Genomic DNA, 21574 nt, shown 5'->3' on the forward strand with positions numbered 1-21574 from the left:
ATAGTTTCATTAATTTACCAAATAAGAAGATAATTAATTACAACCCCCTTATGAAAAAAACTACTTATCAAAACAAAGGTTTAGCAATATTGCTATTTTTATTGAGTTTGCAAACCTTTGCTCAAAACTATGTGCCATTTTCATCTCGATTTGATCAAGATGTTAAAGGTGATATTGTTTTAATTGGTAATAATATTCTTGGTCCAAGTAATAATGCATTTAATGACAATTCAGCATATAATAATAGGGTCAATATGCAATATATTGATATTGATAGTGATCCATCAACGTTTAGTTCGTCTAGTGCAGATTTGGCTATTCCTAATCCAGATTGTTATCGTATAGTTAGGGCAGATTTGTATTGGGCGGCCGTTAATCCGGGAAGTGAACCAATTACAGATGTTAAATTTAAAGGTCCAACAGGTGCCTATATTGATATTACAGGTACTGTAATTTATGATGCGGGGACAACTTCTGTTGATGGGGGTAATAGTTATTCTTATGCATGCCATGCCGATGTTACTAGTATTGTTACAGCTTTTGGCTCTGTATCTGATTTGGGTACTTATACGGTTGCCAATGTATCATCTGCTGTAGGTAGATCTCAAGATGTTGGAAACGGTACAGGTCAGTCAGCAGGTTGGTCTCTTTTTATAGTATATGAAGATCCTACATTACCTGGTAAATCAATAACAAGTTTCGATGGGTTTAGTGCCATTAGTGCCGCCCAAAACCCTTTTGCCGATATTTCAATTAGTGGATTTAGAACTGTTCCTGCTCCTGCTCCTGTAAGAGCTAATTTTGCATTTGCTACATTAGAAGGGGATAAACGTATTACAGGTGACCGTTTAAGACTTAATGGATCGAGTTTATCCACAGTAGATCGTCCTTCAAATAACTTTTTTAACAGTTCTGTTACTCAATTAAGTGCTTTACCTGTAAATAACCGAAATCCAAATAGTACTAATACTTTAGGTTTTGATACAGGTATTTTGTCTGTTCCTAACCCTTCGAATTCTGTTATTGCCAATGAGGCAACTTCAGCTATTGTGCGTCTAGAAACTGGTGGAGACACGTATTTTCCATACTTTTTTGCAATGGCTGTAGAAATTATCGAACCAAAAATTGTACTTACTAAAATTGTTGAAGATAATACCGGTGCTAATATTGGTGGACAAATAGTAGAACTTGGTGATCAATTAAATTATGTTATCGGTTTCCAAAACACGGGTAATGATGATGCAACTGAGCTTTTTATTAGAGATATATTACCAACCAATGTAGTTTTTGATTACCCTAGTGATCTTGCTTCATTACCTTCAGGGGTTACGGTAGAAAGTTATAATGAAGCCACAAGAGAGTTGCTTTTTAGAGTAGACCCATCTGCTGTAGAAGAAAACGATCCGGTTCAAGAAATTAGATTTGCAGTAACTGTTGTTGCAACTTGTAGTTTATTAAGTAATGCCTGTTCTAATTTAATTGATAATCAAGCTTTTGCTACTTATAAAGGAACGTTAAATCCGATTTTTACAATTTCTGATGATCCTAGTTTTTCTGAAAATACAGGCTGTTTATTAAATCCAGCAGCAACTAATTTTCTTGCAGATATAAACGATTGTGTTTTTGAAGAAGAAGTTATTTTGTGTGGAGCCACTACCGAGTTAGTGGCTGCTGATGGTTATAACAATTATACATGGTCTTCTAGCGAATCATTATCACCAGTTATAGGAAATACACAGTCTATTACAGTTTCGGAAACAGGAACGTATTATGTTTATAATGAAGCTGTAGCGCCTTGTCAATCTATTACTCAGGTTTTTAGAGTTGTTAATTTTGGAACAACGGTTACTAACCCTGTAATTCCATTTGCAGATGAGGTTGTTATTTGTCCGAATGACGGAAAAGAACTTCCAAATATCTTTTTATGTGGTGCAAACGATTCAACTTCAATTCAAACAGGAATTTCCGATACATCGTCCATGATATGGGAAAAACTAAACGAAGCTAGTTGTGATGCTGTAACAAATCAAGATTGTGCTAACGAAAGTAATTCTTGTACATGGAATCAAGTACAAACAGGCCCAAATTTTGATGCTGATACTGCTGGCCAATATCGATTAACTTTAAATTATGCTGGAGGTTGTTTCAGTCAGTATTATTTTAACGTTTATGAGAATATATTAGATCCTAACGTATCATCACGCGATATATATTGTAATACTGCTGGAGAGATAGTAGTAGGCGGTGTACCAAGTGGATATGAGTATAGTCTTGATGGTACAAACTATCAAGATAGTAATGTGTTTACGGTAACAACAGCAGATATTTACACGGTTTATATTAGACAAGTAGGTGTGTCACCAAACCCATGTATATTTACAGTACCAGATGTACAAATTAGAGAACGCGATTTTACAACTTCAGTTATTATAGAGCAACCGCTTTGTAATGGTGAAAAAGGAAATGTAGTTCTTGCAGCTAACGATGTTAGGGCTCAGTATAACTTTTCAATCTATAGTGGAGTTACCATTATTAATGGAGTTGGGCCAATTAATGATAGTAGTTATGAATTTGAAAATCTTAACCCTGGTTTTTACACGGTTAATATTTCTACGGAAGATGGTTGTGTTCATTCTGAAATAATTGAAATTATTAATCCAGAATTATTAACAGCTACCTCAGCATTAACAAGTCCTTTAACTTGTTCTGATGGTGAAATTACAATATACCCAGTAGGTGGAACTGCACCATATTTCTATTTTATAAATGGTTCAACAGATTTTGAAACCGTTCCAACTATAGATTTTACAGCTGCAGGAGTTTTTGATATTAGAGTTGTAGATTCTAATAACTGTGTTGCTACTACGTCTATAACCGTAGAAGATAATCCTGCTCCAATTTTTAGTGTAAATCATAACGATATTCTATGTTATAACGATAATATAGGAGAAATTGAATTTGATGTCACTAACGCAAACGGATATGCTTTAGAATATAGTATTGATAACGGAGTTACTTACGTTTCTAATCCTGTGTTTTCAAATCTCAGCGCAGGAGATTATGAAGCAATAGTGAAATATTCTCTCGATGGATCGGAATGTTTTTCAACCCCAGAAAGTATTACAATAGACCAACCGGATAATGCTTTAACAGCATCATCTGGAGTGTCTGAATTAGCTGGTTGTGGACCTTCAGGAGAAGGTAAAGTACGTATTACAAATCCACAAGGCGGAACACCTCCTTATGAATATAGTTTTGATAATCAAGGAAGTTGGATAACTTCAAACGAAGCTTTTGTAACTCCAGGAACTTATACCTTATATATTAAGGATGCTAATGATTGTATTTATGCCATGCCAGAAATCACTTTAGATCCTGAGCCAGTAGATCCAACCATAGATATTTCTGAACCTGAATTTAATTGTGACGGTACAGCAGACGCAACCGTAACAGTTACCAACTCAGAGGTAGATATGTTTACTTATAATTATTTATTAGATGGTGTAGCAAATACAAATACAGCAGATCCAACTGTGTTTTTAGATGTTCCAAATGGTTCTCATACTATTACTATAGATTATCAATTAAGAAGTGTAACTACGTATAGTAATTTATTATATGAAAACTTTGGATATGGTGAAGATACCTCTTCACCTGGGATAAACCCGACTTATTATTGTTTTGAAAGACAGGTTGTAGGGTCGGAATGTAAAGGTCAAATTAATATTCAAGATGGAGATTATTCTGTTACAGCTGAAATAGTAAGACCATATGGCAGTTGGCTTCAACCTGGAGATCATACACCAGCGACGACACCAGCAACTGCAGACGGAAGATATTTGGCTGTAAATATCGGTTCTAGCATACCTGCAACTGAAATACTTTATGAAAAATATATTGATAATATAATTCCAAATCAACCTATTAATGTTGAGTTTTACGCTATAAATTTATTGAGATCAGGGACATCAGGAGCTAATCCTGATCTAGCAGTTGCTTTAATTGATGCATCTGGTAATGAAATTTCTTCTTACAGTACGGGAGAGATACCAAAAAGTAATCAATGGGAAGAGTATCCAAAAACACCTATAACATTAGATCCAGGAGCTAACACTAGTTTACGATTTATATTAAGATCTAATGTGCAACAAAATAATGGTAACGATGTTGCTGTTGATGATATTACAGTTTATCAATTACCAAAAAGTTGTGTAACAGAAGTAGAATTTCCTTTTGTTGTAGATTCAGGTAGAGCTTTTTCTGCAAGTATAACAGGATCTGAAAATGTAAGTTGTAACGGAGCAACAGATGGTAGTATTAGTATTGCTGCTCAAAATTTTGATAGCACTACAGGGTTTGAATATTCAACAGATAACGGAACGACTTGGATAACCCAAATGACGTCGCCTTATACAATTACAGGTTTAGCGGCAGATACTTATGATGTATTAATACGCTTTGAAACATGTAGTTTTCCTTTTTCTCAAGGTATTTCTGAACCAGCACTTTTAGAAGTTATGGCTTCTGGAACACCAATTACTTGTATTACAGGTTCTACAATAACGGCATCGGCTACAGGCGGAACAGCTGCTTATGCTTACGAATTGTTAGATACGGCAACATTAAATTTAATATCGACTTTTCCAAGTAATGGTATTTTAACAAATATTTCTGCAGGAGATTATACAATAAGAGCTACCGATGCTAACGATTGTGTGGCGACCACCACGGTAAATTTATCTGGAGTAACTGCGCCAACGGCAACGTTAAGTACTAGTTCTAATTTTTGCTATAACCCAACAAGTGGAGGATCTTTAGTAGTAGATGCTGCAGGCGGACAAACTCCTTATGAATATAGTATTACTTCCGGAGTTTATCAAGATAGTAATGCTTTTAACGATTTAGCACCAGGTAACTATACGGTTACAGTTCGTGATGCTAACGGATGTACAGTTGTTTTACCTGCTGAAACTATAGCACCTCAAGTAGCTGTAGCAGTAGAGTTAACAAAAGAATTAGATTGTACAACCTCTCCAGAAGCTTCAATATCAGGAACTATTTCTCAAGGTTATGCTCCATATACAGTTACTTTATTACAAGGTACAGGAACGGTATCTTTAACCGGAAATACATTCAGCTTAAGTACAGCAACAGCTGGTAATTATCAATTTGAAGTAACCGATTCTGAAGGATGTGTTGTTGCATCGAATGTTATTAACGTAAATGCAATATCAACTCCAACAGTTTCAGCCTCTCAAGTTAATGTTACTTGTAACAGTAATTCAGACGGATCTGTACAGTTAACAGGTTCTGGAGGATCTGGTGGTTATACATTTAGTGATGATAATGTAACGTTTTCAGCAACAAATACCTTTACAGGTTTAGCGGCTGGTACTTATAGTTTTTACGTAAAAGATAGTAAAGACTGTACAAATACAGTTAGTGTTACTATTACAGAGCCAACCACTTTAACAGCGACAGCAAATGCAACGGAGTTTAGTTGTAGTGCAACCAATACAAAAGAAGATGCTACAATTACTATTGTAGTTTCAACAACAGGAACGTCTCCTTATCAGTATAGCTTTAATGGAGGTACAACGTTTACATCTAATAATTCATTAACGATTAATGATAACGGAACAACACAAACATTTTCTTATGTTGTTAAGGATGCTAATGGTTGTTTAACAGCAGCTCAAAATATTTCTATTGAACCTTTAAACCCTCCAACAGATTTATCTGTTTCAGTAACCGATATTACGTGTTTAGCAACAGAAGCTACAGCAACTATTACGGCTACCAATGGAGTAGGAGTTTTACAATATGAAACTATTTCGCCTTCACCAATTATTGTAGCACAACAAACATCTAACATTTTTAATAATCTAACTTCAGGAACTTATGTATTTAGAGTAACAGATGCTAATGGATGTTATTATACAGAATCTTATACTATTGATCCTGTTACAAATATTACCGTTACAGGTTTAAAATTAAGTGATGTACTTTGTAGTGGCGATACTACTGGAAGTGTTCAGTTTTCAGTAGCGGAATTTGCTTCAACTTATGCTTACACTATTAATGGAGGTACAGCATTTACAGCGCAAACAAATGCAACAATAACACTAACAGGCTTACCTGCTGGAAATCAGGTTATTGTTGTAACCGATGAAACTACGGGTTGTACGGCTACCGAAACCATTAACATTACGGAGCCAGCAACACCTTTATCTTTATCTGCCGTTGCAACTAATGTGCATTGTAATAATTATAATTCACAAATAACGGTTACAGCAAATGACGGAACACCAAGTTATACTTATGCGGCAGTTTTAACAGGAGCAATACCTGCGGCAGCAGATTATAATAGTGGTAGCGTTATTACTGTAAATACAAGTACGGCGGCCAATTTAATTTGGGATGTGTATGTTAAAGACGCTAATGGTTGTACTGAATTTACATCAGTTACCATTATAGCAGAAACTGGTCCAACCGTTACGGCTCCAGCAGTATCTAACCAATGTACTGCAGCTTCAGGGTTTATGTTTACGGTGTCTGGTACAGGAATCGCTCCATTATCTTATAGTATAAATGGCGGAGCTTCTTTTCAAACGAGTCCTACATTTACAGTAAATACTCCAGGAAATTACACGATCACAATTAAAGATGGTAATGGATGTATAGCAACAAGTGCAACAACAACAGATGTTTATGCACCGCTTAGTGCAAGTGTGTTATTAACAGAAGATCTTACATGTTCTTTACCTGTTGAAGCATCTATCGATATTTCAGTTTCAGGAGGTAATTCAACTTACACTTACGAGGTTAGTGATGATGGTGGTGCTAGTTACTCTACCATTTCAGGTTCACCTTATACAACAACTACAGCAGGTACGTATCAATTTAGAATAACAGATGCGAACAGTTGTGATATTATAACAAATAGTGTAACAGTTACACCAGTTGCAGATCCAGTAATTTTAAGTGTAACCCAAACTCAAGATATTGCATGTTCTTCGGAAGAAACTGCGGCAATAGATATTTCTATAGATCCTTCGGTTGGTTTAGCGCCATTTGAAATAAATGTAACTAATACAACTACAGGTACAGATTATGGAACGCAAACTTCAGGTTTAGCAGCAGGAGATTATATAATTACAGTAACCGATGCTAAAGGTTGTACGGCTACTGAGGCTATTAATATAGCACAGCCAGATCCAATTATTTTAGATTTTGATGTAGATCCAATTACTTGTGCAGCAGGTGGTGTTTCTTTAGGTCAAATTATTATAAATTCAGTTAGTGGTGGTACAGCTAATTATTCTTACCATGTTACAGGTGTAAATGGATACGATGTAGAAATAGCTAACCAACCAGGTACAAGTCAGGTTTTTGAAGTTGTAGATTTTGGTTTATATGAAATTATAATTACCGATGCGAATGGTTGTTCTGTAATGGAACAAAATATATTGGTAGCATCTCCACCAGATAATTTAGACATTGATATAAACATGACTGCAGATTGTTTAACCGGCGGAACTGCTGAGGTATCGATAGGATCACTTTTAACGGGTAACGGACCTTATCATTTTGCAATTTACGAAGGGCCAGGGATGGTGTATACGTCACCAACAAATGCGCCATGGCAAGATGAAGACGCTGTTGGTAGTGAAAAAACAACTTTTACAGGTTTAATTCCAGGAGCAACTTATACATTTATTGTTTTTGATGAATTAACAGGATGTTATTATTATGAAACATCGGATACAGCAGTGCCAACAAGCTCATCATTAACAACAACTTCAATTGTTCCTAACAACATTACTTGTACAGGTAGTGCAGATGGTACCGTTTCTTTTGATATTAACAGTATTTATGGTATTGATACCATTGTTAATTATGAAATTTATAATTCTCAATCTGTTACAACAACAGGTGTATCTGGAACAGGAACTGTGCCAGCCAATGGTACTTTAACAGTTACAGATTTAGGTCTATTAGATTTTGGTAATTATATTATAGTTATAGAAGAAACTGTTGGAGTTAACGCAGGTTGTAGTGTGGTTACAAATTCATTTAACATTACAGAATCGGCTATTGAATTAAGCATAACAGCTTCATCTACAAAAAATGAAACTTGTAATGAGTTGGGTATTATTTCAGCTATAGCTAAAGACGGAACATCACCTTACGAATATCAGACTGTTTTAACAGGAGGTAGCGTAGACGATACAGCTTGGGGAACTTCTAATACATTTAAATTAGCAGCAGGAGTTTACGATGTGTATGTCCGAGATGCTTACGGTTGTGTTAGGTTTGAACAGGAAACTATTATTAAAGATCCGGAACCAACATTAAATACAGTGGCTCCACAATGTTTTGATGGAACACCAATTAATATAACTTTAGTTGAAGGTACTGGTACAGCTATTACACCTTTAACTTACAGCATTGGTGGCGCATATCAATCTAGTCCTAATTTTACTATTACGGCAGCGCAAACTTATACTTTAAGTGTCCAAGATGGAAATGGTTGTATTGCAACACAAACTTACGTTGTAAACGCACCAATTTTATTAGATGCTAATCTTTCAAAAGAAATAGATTGTACAGTAACACCTGGTGCTACTATCGATTTAACACCTTCTGGAGGAACAGGAACTTATACTTATGAAGTTGATTATAACAGTACTGGTTATGTTGCCATAGCTGGTTCGCCTTACACGGCAGCTACAAGTGGAACATATCAATTTAGAGTTACGGATACACAAAATTGTATCGCAGAATCTGGAGTAATTGTTGTTGAAGATGCAATAATTCCAACATTAACTACAGTTGAAACGAATGTAACTTGTAATTTAGGTTCAGACGGAAGTATTACTGTTACAGCGACAGGAGGCGTAGCACCTTTTGAATATAGTATCGATGGTGGTGCTTTTCAGGCTTCAAATGTATTTAGTAATTTAAGCCAAGGATCTTACGATATTGTTGTTAGAGACAGCAAAAATTGTGAGTCTCTTCCGGTTTCAGTGACTATTACAGAACCTACAATTGTTACAGGTTCTGGAGTTTTAACACAAGAATTAACATGTGGAGCAGGAAACGCAACACAGCAAGCTATTGTAACTGTTACAGGTAGCGGTGGTACATCACCTTATACTTACAGTTTTGATGGTGGTGCAAATTATACATCTACAAATACATTTAATACTTACAATTCTGGAACAGTTTCAGCTTTTGTAAAAGATGCCAATGGTTGTATTAGTGCAACTTCAATAGATGTGGTGGTACCTCCAACAGATGCTCCAACCGATTTAGATTTTGCTGCAACAGCTATTACTTGTGATGTTACAACAAGCGAGGTAACTTTAACAGTAACAAATGGTATTGCTCCATTTACGTTTGAAATTATATCTCCTGCAGCAAGTGTTACATCAAATGGAACTGGTGTTTTTCCAGGATTAGCAGTTGGTGATTATGTATTTACAGTTACCGATGCTAGTGGATGTTATTATACAGAATCTTATACTATAAACCCAGTTACTAATATTACAGTATCAGGATTATTAGTAGACGATGTTAGTTGTACATCTGGAAACGATGGTGCTGTAGATTTTACAGTAGCTAACTTTGCAAGCACTTATAGTTATACTATAAATGGAGGTACAGCAGTAACAGGACAAACAAGTGCAACTATAAATTTAACAGGATTGTCTGTTGGTAACCAAATTATAATAGTTACCGATGAGGCTACAAACTGCACAAGTACGGCAACTATTAATGTTAGTGAGCCTGCGTTATTAACACTTGTAGAAGCAACTAATATTAATGCAAATTGTAATGTTGGAGCACAAGTAAGTGTAACAGCAACCAATGGTACAGCGCCATATCAATATGCTTTTGTTGAAGATGGTGTGCTACCAAGTACAGGAGATTATACAAATAGTGCAAGTGCTACTTTAGATCCAGCAACAAATACCAATTGGGATGTTTGGGTTATGGATAGCAATGGTTGTACAGATTCTATAGATGTCGTGATCACTACCGATGCTTTACCAACGGTAGATGTTCCAACTTTAGCATCAAATCAATGTAATTTAACAGGGGATGTTTACTCATTTACAGTAACCAATCCAACAGGTGTTGTGCCGTTTGAGTATTCTATAGGGGAAGGCTTTCAAGCAGGTACAACATTCTCTGTTAACAATCCAGGAACGTATTTTGTAACCATTAAAGATGGTAACGGTTGTACATTTACAAATGCAACGTCAATAACTGTTTACGATGTTGTAGATGTTACATCTACTATCGAAACGTTACCAAGTTGTAATGTAAACGATGGAGAGATTACAGTATTAGGTACTGGAGGTTCTGGATCTTATGCATTCAGTATTAGTCCTTCAGCAGGAATAACACAAACAGGAAATACATTTTCAGGTCTTGCTGCCTTAACGAACTATACTGTAACTATTACAGATACAGTAACAAACTGTACAAATACAGTTGATGTTAATTTAGATCAAGCAACTCCGGTTAGCTTTACTGCAACAGCAATAGGTGTTACGTGTCTTGGTGATAGCGATGGTGTTATTACTGTAGATTTAGATGCATCTAATGATAATCCTTTATATACTTACGCTATTATTGCGGGACCAACAACGGTAACTGCGCAAAGCTCAAATGTATTTACAGGTTTACCAACAGGAAACTATACAGTTGAGGTAACTTCAGGAAGAGGTTGTACCGATACAGAAATTGTATCAGTAGGTACGCCAACCGCTATTGTAGTTCCTGCACCAACAGTTGAAGAGTTTGCTTGTGTAGCAAATACAAATACATCAAACTATGCTACAATAACGGTAGCAGGTGTATCTGGTGGTTCTGGTAATTTTATTACTTATGAATTTATTAGAGATGCAGATGGTGTTGTTGTTCAATCTAATTCTAGTAATGTTTACACAGTAACGAATACTTTAGGAGGAACATTCACAATAAACGTATATGACGATAAAGGATGTTTAGGTTCTACTTCGGCTTCAGTTAATCCGTTTATTTCTTTAGATGATTTAACGATTACTATTGATAATGCTATTACATGTACAAATGATGAAGATGTTACAATTTCTGTAACTACATCGGGTGGTACACCAACAAACTTACAATTCACTTTAGAAGATGTTGTTGGTAGTGTAAACGGCGGAGTTTATAGCCAAGTGAATACAACAGGAAACTTTACAGGTTTAGCAATTGGTAATTATTTAGCTACGGTTGTTAATTTAGATACAGGTTGTACGGTACAAGATGTACATTATGTGAGCAATCCTGATACATTCGATCTTACAGTAGATAATGTGGTTAATGTTACTTGTTTTAGTGCTAATGATGGTAGTGTTGATGTTACATTTATTGATAGAACATCTACTCCAGTAGATAATGCGGGAGCATTTAATTATGAGGTATTCGATTATTTAGGTAATTCGGTTACAACCGGAATAGCAACAAACGCTGGACCAGTTAATATCTCAGGACTTTTATCTGGAACATATAGCATTACAGCTACTTTATCAAATGCACCTTTTTGTACAGTAAATAAAAACTTTACTATTACTGCACCAACGGCAGCTTTAGCTATATCAGAAACACATACAGCTATTACCTGTGTAACGGGTAATAACGATGGTTCTATTTCTGCAAGTGCTACAGGTGGTTGGCCAGGTGCTTATGAATACCAGTTATCAAATACAGGCGGAACGGTTGTAGTACCGTTTGGAGCTGAAAGTAATTTCACAGGTTTAGTTGCCGGAAATTATACAGTTACTGTAAAAGATAGCTCAGGTTGTGAAGATTCTATTGATGTATTATTAGTAAATCCAACGCCAATTAATTTAACAGCGAGTGCAGATATTACTTTGCTAAACTGTTTTGGAGATAGTAATTCAACTATAACGGTTACTAGTACAGTAGGCGGACAAGGAAGTAACTACACATATACACTTAATATGGTTTCACCAACAGTAACTTCATCTGGTCCACAAACGGGAACATCGTTCTCAGGATTAGGCGTAGGAACTTATAATGTAACCGTAACCGATGGTTATAGTTGTAGTGAAACATCAGCAGATATTATAATTACAGCACCTGCAGAAGTAGAAGCGGTATTAGCAAAATCTTCATCACCAACGTGTATCGATAGTGCAGCGTTAACTTTAAGTGCATCAGGAGGAACTGGCGCTTATGAGTATAGTGAAACTAGTAATTTTGCAACAGTATTAGGTACGTTTGTATCTAGTGTTACTTTCGATGCTGCACCAGGAGTTTATGCTTATTTTGTTAGAGATGCAAACGGCTGTACAGCAAATGTATCAAACGAGATTACTGTAGATGCATTACTTCCATTAGAAGTAGATTTAGATACAACTAATGCAACTATTAATTGTACTGGTGATACTACAGGAGTTATTATTGCTACAGCATCAGGTGGTTTAGGAAACTATATTTATACTTTACAAGATGGTTCTGGAACCGATATTACTCCAGCTCCAACTCAAAATAGTCCAGGTGTTTTCACAGGACTTACTGAAGGAAATTATTTAGTTGAGGTTGAAAGTGGAGATTGTTTAGAAACAAGTATTCCAGTTGCGATTACAGGACCTACAAATCCTTTAACTGTAAGTTATGTTGTTTCAAATGTAACATGTCCGGCTTCAGATGATGGTGTTTTAGATATTACTGCAACAGGCGGAACAGGTATTATTAAATATGCTATTTCACCGCTATTACTTAAGTTTGAACCTGATCCTATTTTCGATAATTTAGCACCAGGAATTTACCAAGCTGTTGTTCAAGATGAATTAGGCTGTTTAGTCATTATAGATTTCGAAGTTGAAGATGCTACACCTCTTGTGTTAAGTCTTGTGCCAAATTCTACTTTCCCTGAAGTTTGTGACGGTGATATGGATGGTGAATTTAGTGTAGACCTTGTTGGTGGCGAAATGCCATATAGCGTTGTTCTAGACGATCTTACTGCTGGTTATACATTAGGAGGAGCAACTCAAACACAATTCGATTTTACTAACTTAAGTGGTGGCGATCATATTGTTTATGTTCGTGATAATTTAGGTTGTGAAACTGAATGGAATATTTCATTCCCAGAAGCGGTATTAATTAACCCAGAAGCTGAGGTTGAGTACGGTTGTTCAAACAATACATCTACTAATACAGTAACTGTTTCTGTAGATGAAAGCATAACCGATCTAACCGATTTAGATTACTCATTAAATGGAGGTGCATATCAAGCTAGTAACATATTTACTAATGTGCCTGCAGGTCTTGGACATTATATAGATGTTAGACATACTAATGGTTGTATCAAGCGTACAGCGCTTTTCGATATTAATGCTATTCAACCTTTATTATTAGGTATAGAAGCTGGTGGTTTAAATGAAATTGTTGCAACAGCAACAGGAGGAGAAGCACCTTACGAGTTTACTTTAAACGGAGAATCTTTCGGTAGTACTAGTTCATTTATTTATTACGAATCTGGGGATTACACAGTAACGGTAACCGATAGAAATGGATGTATTGCAACAGCAACATTGTATTTTGAATTTGTTGATGTTTGTATTACTAATTACTTTACGCCAAATGGCGATGGTGTTTTAGATGAGTGGGGACCAGGTTGTACATCAATTTACAACGATTTAACTTTCGATATCTTCGATCGCTATGGTCGTGTGGTAGCTAAGTTAAAAGCTGGACAAAAATGGAACGGAGAATATCATGGTAAAGAATTACCTTCTGGAGATTACTGGTATGTAGTAAAGCTTAATGATATTAGAAATAACCGTGAGTTTGTTGGACATTTTACACTGTATAGGTAATGAAGACAAGTCTATTAATGTTTAGCTCAAAAGAAATTCAAATGAAAAAAATATTTATATATCTATTCCTTACAGTTGTAGCAAATGCTTATAGCCAGGAACTTAATTTACCAGTTTTTACGCAACATTTAGCTGAAAACGATTTTGTAATATCGCCAACCTATGCAGGAATTGGCGATAACTTAAGGCTAAGAGCTAATGGTTTAACGCAATGGGTTGGTATTAAAGATGCACCCGATAATCAATCGCTTTATGCGGATTTTAGAATTGCCGATCGTTCTGGTGTTGGGGTGTCTTTATATAATGATAGAAACGGATACACCATTCAAACGGGGGCTAAATTCTCGTTTGCTCATCATCTTATTTTAGATTATTATTCTAAGCAATATTTGTCTTTTGGTATTTCTTTCAACATTAATAATTTCAGAATTGATGTTGATAAATTTAACACCACTATTGAAAACCCAGTAATAGATCCGTTTGTTACTGACGATAGAAAAACATCAAATCAAAACTTCGATGTTGGTGCTTTATATCGTAATCATGGTTTCTTTTTAAGTTTTAATGCAAACAATGTACTTGCTAAACAAATTGAAGATTTTAGAGCGTTAGAACCAAATTTACTTTTAAACTATCAAATATATTCAGGTTATACTTTTGAAGGGCCAAAGAAAAGTGGTATCGAATTCGAACCTTCAATTTTTTATCAAATGTTTGCAAGTGATAAACGTTCTGCAACCGATATCAACTTTAAAATGCGTAAATACAGCAGAAATGAAGATTATTATTGGGCCGGTATTTCATACCGTTTTCTTAACGATCAATTAATGAAACCTTTGAATATTGGACCAATGGCTGGTTTTAAAAAGAATATATTTTATTTTGGATATTCGTACCAAGTAACCATGAATGGGTTGTCGTCTTATAACTCAGGAACGCATGTAATTACTATTGGTTTAGATTTTCTACAAGGTATAAGCAATTGCCCTTGTACGCAAAGTGCTGTGCATAAGTAATGCATCAAACGTTGTTTAAATCATAAAATGTTACACTACTTTTGTAGCTTCAAAAATGTAATATTTTTAGAATGGAATTACGAGCTAAACAGCGCATAGCTTTAAGTGTTTACTTTTTTTTATCAGGAATTTGTTTTGCTTCTTGGGCATCGCGAATTCCTACCATAAAAACGTTTTTTAATTTAAACGAAGCCGAACTGGGAACTATACTTATTGCCATGCCGATAAGTTCTTTAATTGGTTTACCTATATCAGGCTGGTTGGTTTCTAAATTTGATAGCCGTGTTCCGTTAATATTTGCCTTTGTGTTTTTTTCAATATCATTGGCAATGATAGGGTTTGCAACCACAACAATAGGTTTGGTTTTGGCTATTTCTAGCTTTGCATTTTGTCTACGGATTTTGAATATTTCTATAAACACACAATCCATCACTCTACAGAAGAAATTTGAAAAGCGGGTAGTAGGAGCTTTTCACGGACTTTGGAGCACAGGAGGTCTGTTTGGGGTTTTATTTTCGACTTTAATGGTGAAGTTTGAAGTGCCTATTGGAACGCACTTATTGAGTATAGCCATTTTTACAATAACTGTGGCTCTAGCAACTTACAAATTCACTTTAAAAAATGATAAAGCACCTTCTGGAAATAAATTGATAATGAGTAAACCCGATCCATATATTATGTGTTTAGGGATTATTGTCTTTTTTGCAGCCATTTGCGAAGGTGGCATGTTCGATTGGAGTGGTGTTTACTTTAAAGAAGTTTTAAAAGAAGATGTTTTTACTTATGGCTATTTAATGTTTATGACAACCATGGCGTTGTCTCGTTTCTTTTCCGATAGGTTGGTAACCCGAATAGGTGTTTTAAAAACCTACCTTTTAAGCAGTACTTTAATTGTTATAGGTATTTCTATGGCAGTTTTGTTACCTAAGTTCTGGACCGCTTTATTTGGTTTCTTTTTAGTTGGTTTTGGTACAGCCGCCTTTTTTCCGCTTACCATGTCTTTAGCGGGAAGTTCTAAAAAATATTCACCAGGTATGGCAATTTCAATAATAACAACCTACGCCATTGCAGGAATGCTTATCGGGCCGCCATTAATTGGTTATTTAGCACATGCTTTTGGCTTAAAAAATGCTTTTGGGCTCTTTATAGTGGTTGGTTTACTGTTTATTCCAGTAGCTTTTGCACTATTTCGATTTGAAGAAAAAGTAGAATCGTAATAAGTTATTATTTCTCTACAATTTCTATTTCGAATAATTTATCCCATCGTTTACCTGTTACAAATATGGTTTTAGTTTTAGGGTTGTAAGCAATGCCATTTAAAACATCTAAACCATCGTGTTGGGTTACAAGTTTCTTTAATGGAGAAAAGTCTATTACACCTATTACAGCACCGTTTTTCGGGTTAATAATAGCTACACCATCTTTTTGATAGCGGTTTGCGAAAATTTTACCATCAATCCATTCCATTTCGTTGATGCCAATAATTTTACCTTTATTGGTAAATACTTGTATATATTCTTCTTCAACTAAAGTTTCAGGGTTTAATAACCATATTTTTTCGGTACCATCACTTTTATAAATCGATTTGTCGTTGTGTGTTAATCCCCAACCTTCTTTACTGTTAGCGTATTTAAAGCTGTTTAATTTCTCTAAGGTATTCGCATCGTAAACAAAACCTGTTCCTTTTTGCCATGTTAATTGGTAAACTTTATCATTTAGTACGGTTAAACCTTCACCAAAAAACTCATCGGCTAAATTTATGTTCTTAAATACTTCACCTGTTTTGTAATCTACTTTTCTAAGTTTAGATTCTTTGTTTTGGCCGGTGCTTTCGTAAAGAGTATCCTTATAGAATTCTAAACCTTGCGTGTAAGATGTAATGTCGTGTGGATATTCATTTAAAATATTATAAGTGAATATTTTTGGTGATTCATTATTCAAAATAGTTACAGAAGTATTAATAGTTTGCTTTTCACCATTAAAGTAAACAGTAGCTTCTACAGTTTGCTTTCCTAATTTAAAATGGCTTAAATCGAAGTTGTCATCAATTTGCTTACCATCTAAAGTATAAGAAACAGAGTCGATTTTATGACTCTTTTTGTTTTCTAAACTTAGTTTTAGAGTCTCATTTACTGAAATATTGCCTTTTTCGGCGTTTGTTATGATGCTGAAATCATTTTTTTTGAGTCCGTTATTAGATCCGCAAGCAACAATTATTATGCTTAAAAATATGATTATTAAGTATTTGAATGTTTTCATTTCGAGCTTTAAATTTTAAGCAAGATATTTATTTAAAATCAGAGTAAAAAAATATTGTGAATTTTTTAAAAGGTTGTATATTTGCACCCGGCAAGTCCTACACAACTAGCTCCTGTTGAATCCTCCAGGGCGGGAACGCAGCAAAGGTAAATGGTTGTAGCAGTGTGATGTAGGTAGCTTGCCTTTTTTTATACAATAAACTGAAATCTTGAAAGCTTATGCTTATCGAGATTTTTTAGTTTTAAAGCTTTTCTTCTTTTTAAAACTATCTTATAAATTAAGCGGTATATTAAAATTCATTGTTAATTTTGTACTCATAATATCATTCTAAAAATTATGTCTAAAGTTGTATTAATTACAGGGGGTTCTTCGGGAATAGGTAAATCTATTGGTGAGTTTTTAAAAACAAGAGGATTTATTGTTTATGGAACCAGCAGAAGTCCAGAAAAATATAAGGAAAGTAAATTCCCTATTTTGGCTTTAGATGTAAAAGACAACCAAACTATTTTAGAAACTGTTTCTACAATTATTGAGAAAGAGGGTAGGCTAGATGTTGTTGTTAATAATGCGGGTGCAGGAATTACCGGGCCAATTGAAGAAATACCGGATGCAGAAATTAAAAATAATTTTGATACTAATTTCTTCGGACCTATAAACGTGATAAAAGCTGTTTTACCTCAAATGCGAAAGCAAAATGCGGGTTTAATTATAAATGTTACTTCTATTGCGGGCTATATGGGTTTACCTTATCGTGGCGTTTATAGTGCGAGTAAAGGTGCTTTAGAATTAATTACTGAAGCTTTTAGAATGGAGTTAAAGGGTTTTAATATTAAAATGACCAATGTTGCTCCTGGTGATTTTGCAACTAATATAGCTGCGGGTAGATATCATGCACCATTATTAGAAAATTCACCATATAAAAAACCATATGGAGATACGTTAAGTTTAATGGATTCTCATGTTGAAGGCGGAAGCGACCCAGGTGAAATGGCTCAGGCAGTTTTTAATATTATCAATACTAAAAACCCTAAAATACATTACAAAGTGGGGGCGTTTATGCAGAAATTTTCTATTGTATTAAAGCGTATTCTTCCGGATAAGGTTTACGAAAAAATGTTAATGAATCACTATAAGCTGTAATACATTATCTTTTTAGTAAGCCAACAAGTTGCTCTTCAAACTTGCCATAAAAAATATTAGTATTCCCATTAACAATCTTCTTATTTTTATTGATAATGAAGGTTTTTGTCATAGGGTGAATAGCTAAAGCTTCTGTAGCTAGTTTTGGCGATTTAAAGAAGTATTCATTTCCACTTACAAAACCATTAGATTGTAAAGCACGTTTGGCTTTGTTTACGTTATAGGTGTCAATATTAATACTTACAAATGTTACTTCTGGGTATTTTAATTTTAAGCGGTTTAATTTGTGGTGGCTACTTTTAAAATGATCGTAATAGGTGTTAGACCAAAACGTAATTACCGTTGTACCATTAACCAAATCACTTAAATCTTTAGAATTATTTTTATAATCTACAATATCAAGATTTGGTAAACTGTTTCCAGCATTTAATTTACTAACAGCTTCGGCAAAGTTGATAATCATCTTTTTGCCTTTATCATTTTCTGTTTTCGCTAAATAATTTTTAAGAATGGTATTGGTTTCTTCAGTATCATCACTTAATGATAAAAACTTAACCGTGTAATGGTAAAGTAACTCTTCTTTTAAACCTTTATCAGAAATTAAACTATCTATTTGTTTAAGTCTATCTAGGTTAAAGCAAAGTGAACGCCCCTTTTTAAAATCGTCTTCGCTGCAATGGTCCATATGCTCATTGAGCGCAAGGTTGCTAACGTTCGATTTTAAAAACCATTTGTAAGCAATAAAGTCTTTTAGTTTAGCATTGTTATAATCTATATCATTTCTGTAAGCATAAAAATCTTTAGGCAATGTTTTAAAAATTTGCTCTATTTGATTTCTATCGCTTCTAAAAGGGTAAGTTTCTTTGCTCGCGTAATACGAATAATTAATATGTTGTAAAATTAAATTCTCAAAAGCATCACTAACATCGTTCTTCTTTTTGAATTTATTGTATTGTGCAATTTGAGATTGTTTTATAGAATCTAATTTAGATGTAAATTGTTCTGGGCTAAGTGATCTAAATTTGCGGACTGCTTGTTCAGTTTTTTTGTTTTCTAAAAACTCGTTAAGTAAAAAATTGTTTTGTCTTGCTCCACGACCTGTGTAAACTAAAGATTCGTCAAAATCAAAAGTATTTAACCTAAACAGTAAACTATCATTAGGTTCAAGCATAATCATTTGATATTCACTACCGTGTCTAAAGGTGTAAACACCTGGATAGAAGTTATCTATTTTGTAAAAGAAACGATTTCTTCCATCTAGTTTAATGGTATCAATAGTTTTGTTTTTACTCTCTAAAATTATGGTGTTCTCAATAGGATTTATAATTTCACCTCCAATATAAGCAAAATCATCGCTCTCACTGTGAGCGTTATTTTTGCAGCTTGATATTGTAAGTACAATTGATAATATTGAAAATAATACTCTCATGTAAAAATCCTTAATTAGGTAAAGTGTTTGTACAACAAAAGTATGCCTTGTTTTTATAATCTGCTGTTAATGCGTTGTTAAAAGTTATTTAGACTTATAATAGATTAAACAAAGTGCTGAGTTAAAAAATAGGGCGTCGAAGTTTCTTCTTACCAATGAATTTTTCTACTTTTGCAAAAAAAATAAACAACTTTATGTTATCAGTTTCAAATCTTTCTGTTCAATTCGGAAAACGTATTCTATTTGATGAAGTGAGCACTACATTCAATAATGGCAATTGCTATGGTATTATTGGTGCAAACGGATCGGGAAAATCTACTTTTTTAAAGATTATTTCGGGTAAAATGGAACCAACCTCTGGGCATGTTTCTTTGGAGGCAGGTAAGCGTATGTCGGTTTTAGAACAAAACCATAACTTATATGACGAGAGCACAGTGTTAGAAACTATTTTAATGGGGAATAAACCTTTATTCGACATTAAAACTCAAATTGATGCGCTATATGCTGATTATACAGATGAAAATGCTGAGAAAATTGGTGAGCTTCAGGTTCAATTTGAAGAAATGGATGGTTGGAATGCAGATAGTAATGCTGCATCTATGCTTTCTAACTTAGGGATTAAAGAAGATTTTCATTATACATTAATGGCCGATTTGGATGGTAAACAAAAAGTGCGTGTATTACTTGCACAAGCTTTATTCGGAAATCCAGACGTGCTAATTATGGATGAGCCTACCAATGATTTGGATTACGAAACCATTTCTTGGTTAGAAAACTTTTTAGCTAATTATGATAGTTGTGTGATTGTAGTATCGCATGATAGACACTTTTTAGATGCAGTTTGTACGCATATTTCTGATATTGACTTCGGAAAAATAAACCATTACTCGGGTAACTATACATTTTGGTACGAGTCGTCTCAATTAGCAGCACGCCAACATGCACAACAAAACAAGAAAGCTGAAGAGAAGAAAAAAGAATTAGAAGAATTTATTCGTCGTTTTTCTGCCAACGTTGCAAAAAGTAAACAAGCAACTAGTAGAAAGAAAATGATTGAAAAATTAAATATTGGAGATATTAGACGTACAAGTCGTCGTTATCCTGCTATTATTTTCGAGCGTGAAAGAGAAGCTGGAGATCAAATTTTAAATATTGAAGGTTTAACAGCATCGTTAGAAGGTGAATTACTTTTTAAAGATATTGACTTAAACTTAGCTAAAGGCGATAAAGTAGTTGTGTTCTCTAGAGATTCTAGAGCAACAACGGCATTTTATGAAATTTTAAATAATAATGAAAAAGCAGATTCAGGTAAATTTATGTGGGGTGTAACCACAACGCAATCTTATTTACCATTAGATAATGATGCCTTTTTTAATAATGAACTTACTTTAATCGATTGGTTACGTCAATACGCAACAACAGAGGAAGAACGAGAAGAAGTAAATATTCGTGGTTTCCTTGGTAAAATGATTTTTAGTGGTGAGGAAGCATTTAAAAAATCGTCTGTATTATCTGGAGGTGAAAAAGTAAGATGTATGCTATCTAGAATGATGATGATGAGAGCTAATGTTTTACAATTAGACGAGCCTACAAATCATTTAGATTTAGAAAGTATTACCGCATTTAATAACTCACTTACAAATTTTAAAGGCACTATTTTATTCACTACTCACGATCATGAGTTTGCACAAACAGTTGCCAATAGAGTAGTAGAGCTAACTCCTAATGGTGTTATAGACCGTTATACAACGTTCGATGAGTATATGCAGGATAAAAACATTAAAGAATTACGTGACAAAATGTACACGGTATAAACCTTAATATAGATTATAATAAAAGTTTATTGGAAC

At 34.4% G+C, this 21574-nt stretch carries 7 protein-coding genes and 1 other RNA gene; 6 read left to right on the forward strand and 2 right to left on the reverse strand.

Annotated features, from left to right (window positions below):
* Nucleotides 1–50 precede the first annotated feature (50 nt).
* The 3 genes from V6246_RS00145 to V6246_RS00155 all read left to right on the forward strand — a co-directional run bounded on the left by V6246_RS00145 (nt 51) and on the right by V6246_RS00155 (nt 16113).
* Nucleotides 51–13880, forward strand: coding sequence for a T9SS type B sorting domain-containing protein (locus tag V6246_RS00145; RefSeq protein ID WP_341558396.1), 13830 nt, complete (start codon nt 51–53; stop codon nt 13878–13880).
* Between the two features lie 41 nt (nt 13881–13921).
* Nucleotides 13922–14896 carry a PorP/SprF family type IX secretion system membrane protein gene (locus tag V6246_RS00150; protein ID WP_341558399.1) on the forward strand — a complete coding sequence of 325 codons (975 nt, stop codon included), beginning with the start codon at nt 13922–13924 and terminating at the stop codon, nt 14894–14896.
* 71 nt (nt 14897–14967) lie between these two features.
* Nucleotides 14968–16113, forward strand: a complete 1146-nt coding sequence (locus V6246_RS00155) for an MFS transporter (protein ID WP_042504960.1) — start codon at nt 14968–14970, stop codon at nt 16111–16113.
* Between the two features lie 7 nt (nt 16114–16120).
* On the opposite strand, the gene V6246_RS00160 is transcribed toward V6246_RS00155, so the two are convergent.
* On the reverse strand, nt 16121–17155 hold the full coding sequence (locus tag V6246_RS00160; RefSeq protein ID WP_341558403.1) for a glutaminyl-peptide cyclotransferase: 1035 nt from the start codon (nt 17153–17155) through the stop codon (nt 16121–16123).
* 88 nt (nt 17156–17243) lie between these two features.
* On the opposite strand from V6246_RS00160, the gene ffs reads away from it, so the two are divergent.
* Both ffs and V6246_RS00170 read left to right on the forward strand, forming a co-directional pair.
* An RNA gene (gene ffs, locus V6246_RS00165) (signal recognition particle sRNA small type) lies at nt 17244–17342 on the forward strand.
* A gap of 149 nt (nt 17343–17491) precedes the next feature.
* A complete protein-coding gene (locus V6246_RS00170) occupies nt 17492–18295 on the forward strand; it encodes an SDR family oxidoreductase (protein WP_341558405.1) in 804 nt (267 codons plus the stop codon).
* A gap of 4 nt (nt 18296–18299) precedes the next feature.
* On the opposite strand, the gene V6246_RS00175 is transcribed toward V6246_RS00170, so the two are convergent.
* On the reverse strand, nt 18300–19724 hold the full coding sequence (locus V6246_RS00175) for a TlpA family protein disulfide reductase (protein ID WP_341558407.1): 1425 nt from the start codon (nt 19722–19724) through the stop codon (nt 18300–18302).
* Between the two features lie 194 nt (nt 19725–19918).
* Between V6246_RS00175 and V6246_RS00180 the strand changes: the two genes are divergently transcribed.
* Entirely contained in the window at nt 19919–21538 is a 1620-nt protein-coding gene (locus V6246_RS00180; protein WP_159019779.1) for an ABC-F family ATP-binding cassette domain-containing protein, read from the forward strand.
* The last annotated feature ends 36 nt before the right edge of the window (nt 21539–21574 follow it).

Source organism: Algibacter sp. TI.3.09 (assembly GCF_038154905.1).
In the GTDB taxonomy this organism is placed as follows: domain Bacteria; phylum Bacteroidota; class Bacteroidia; order Flavobacteriales; family Flavobacteriaceae; genus Algibacter.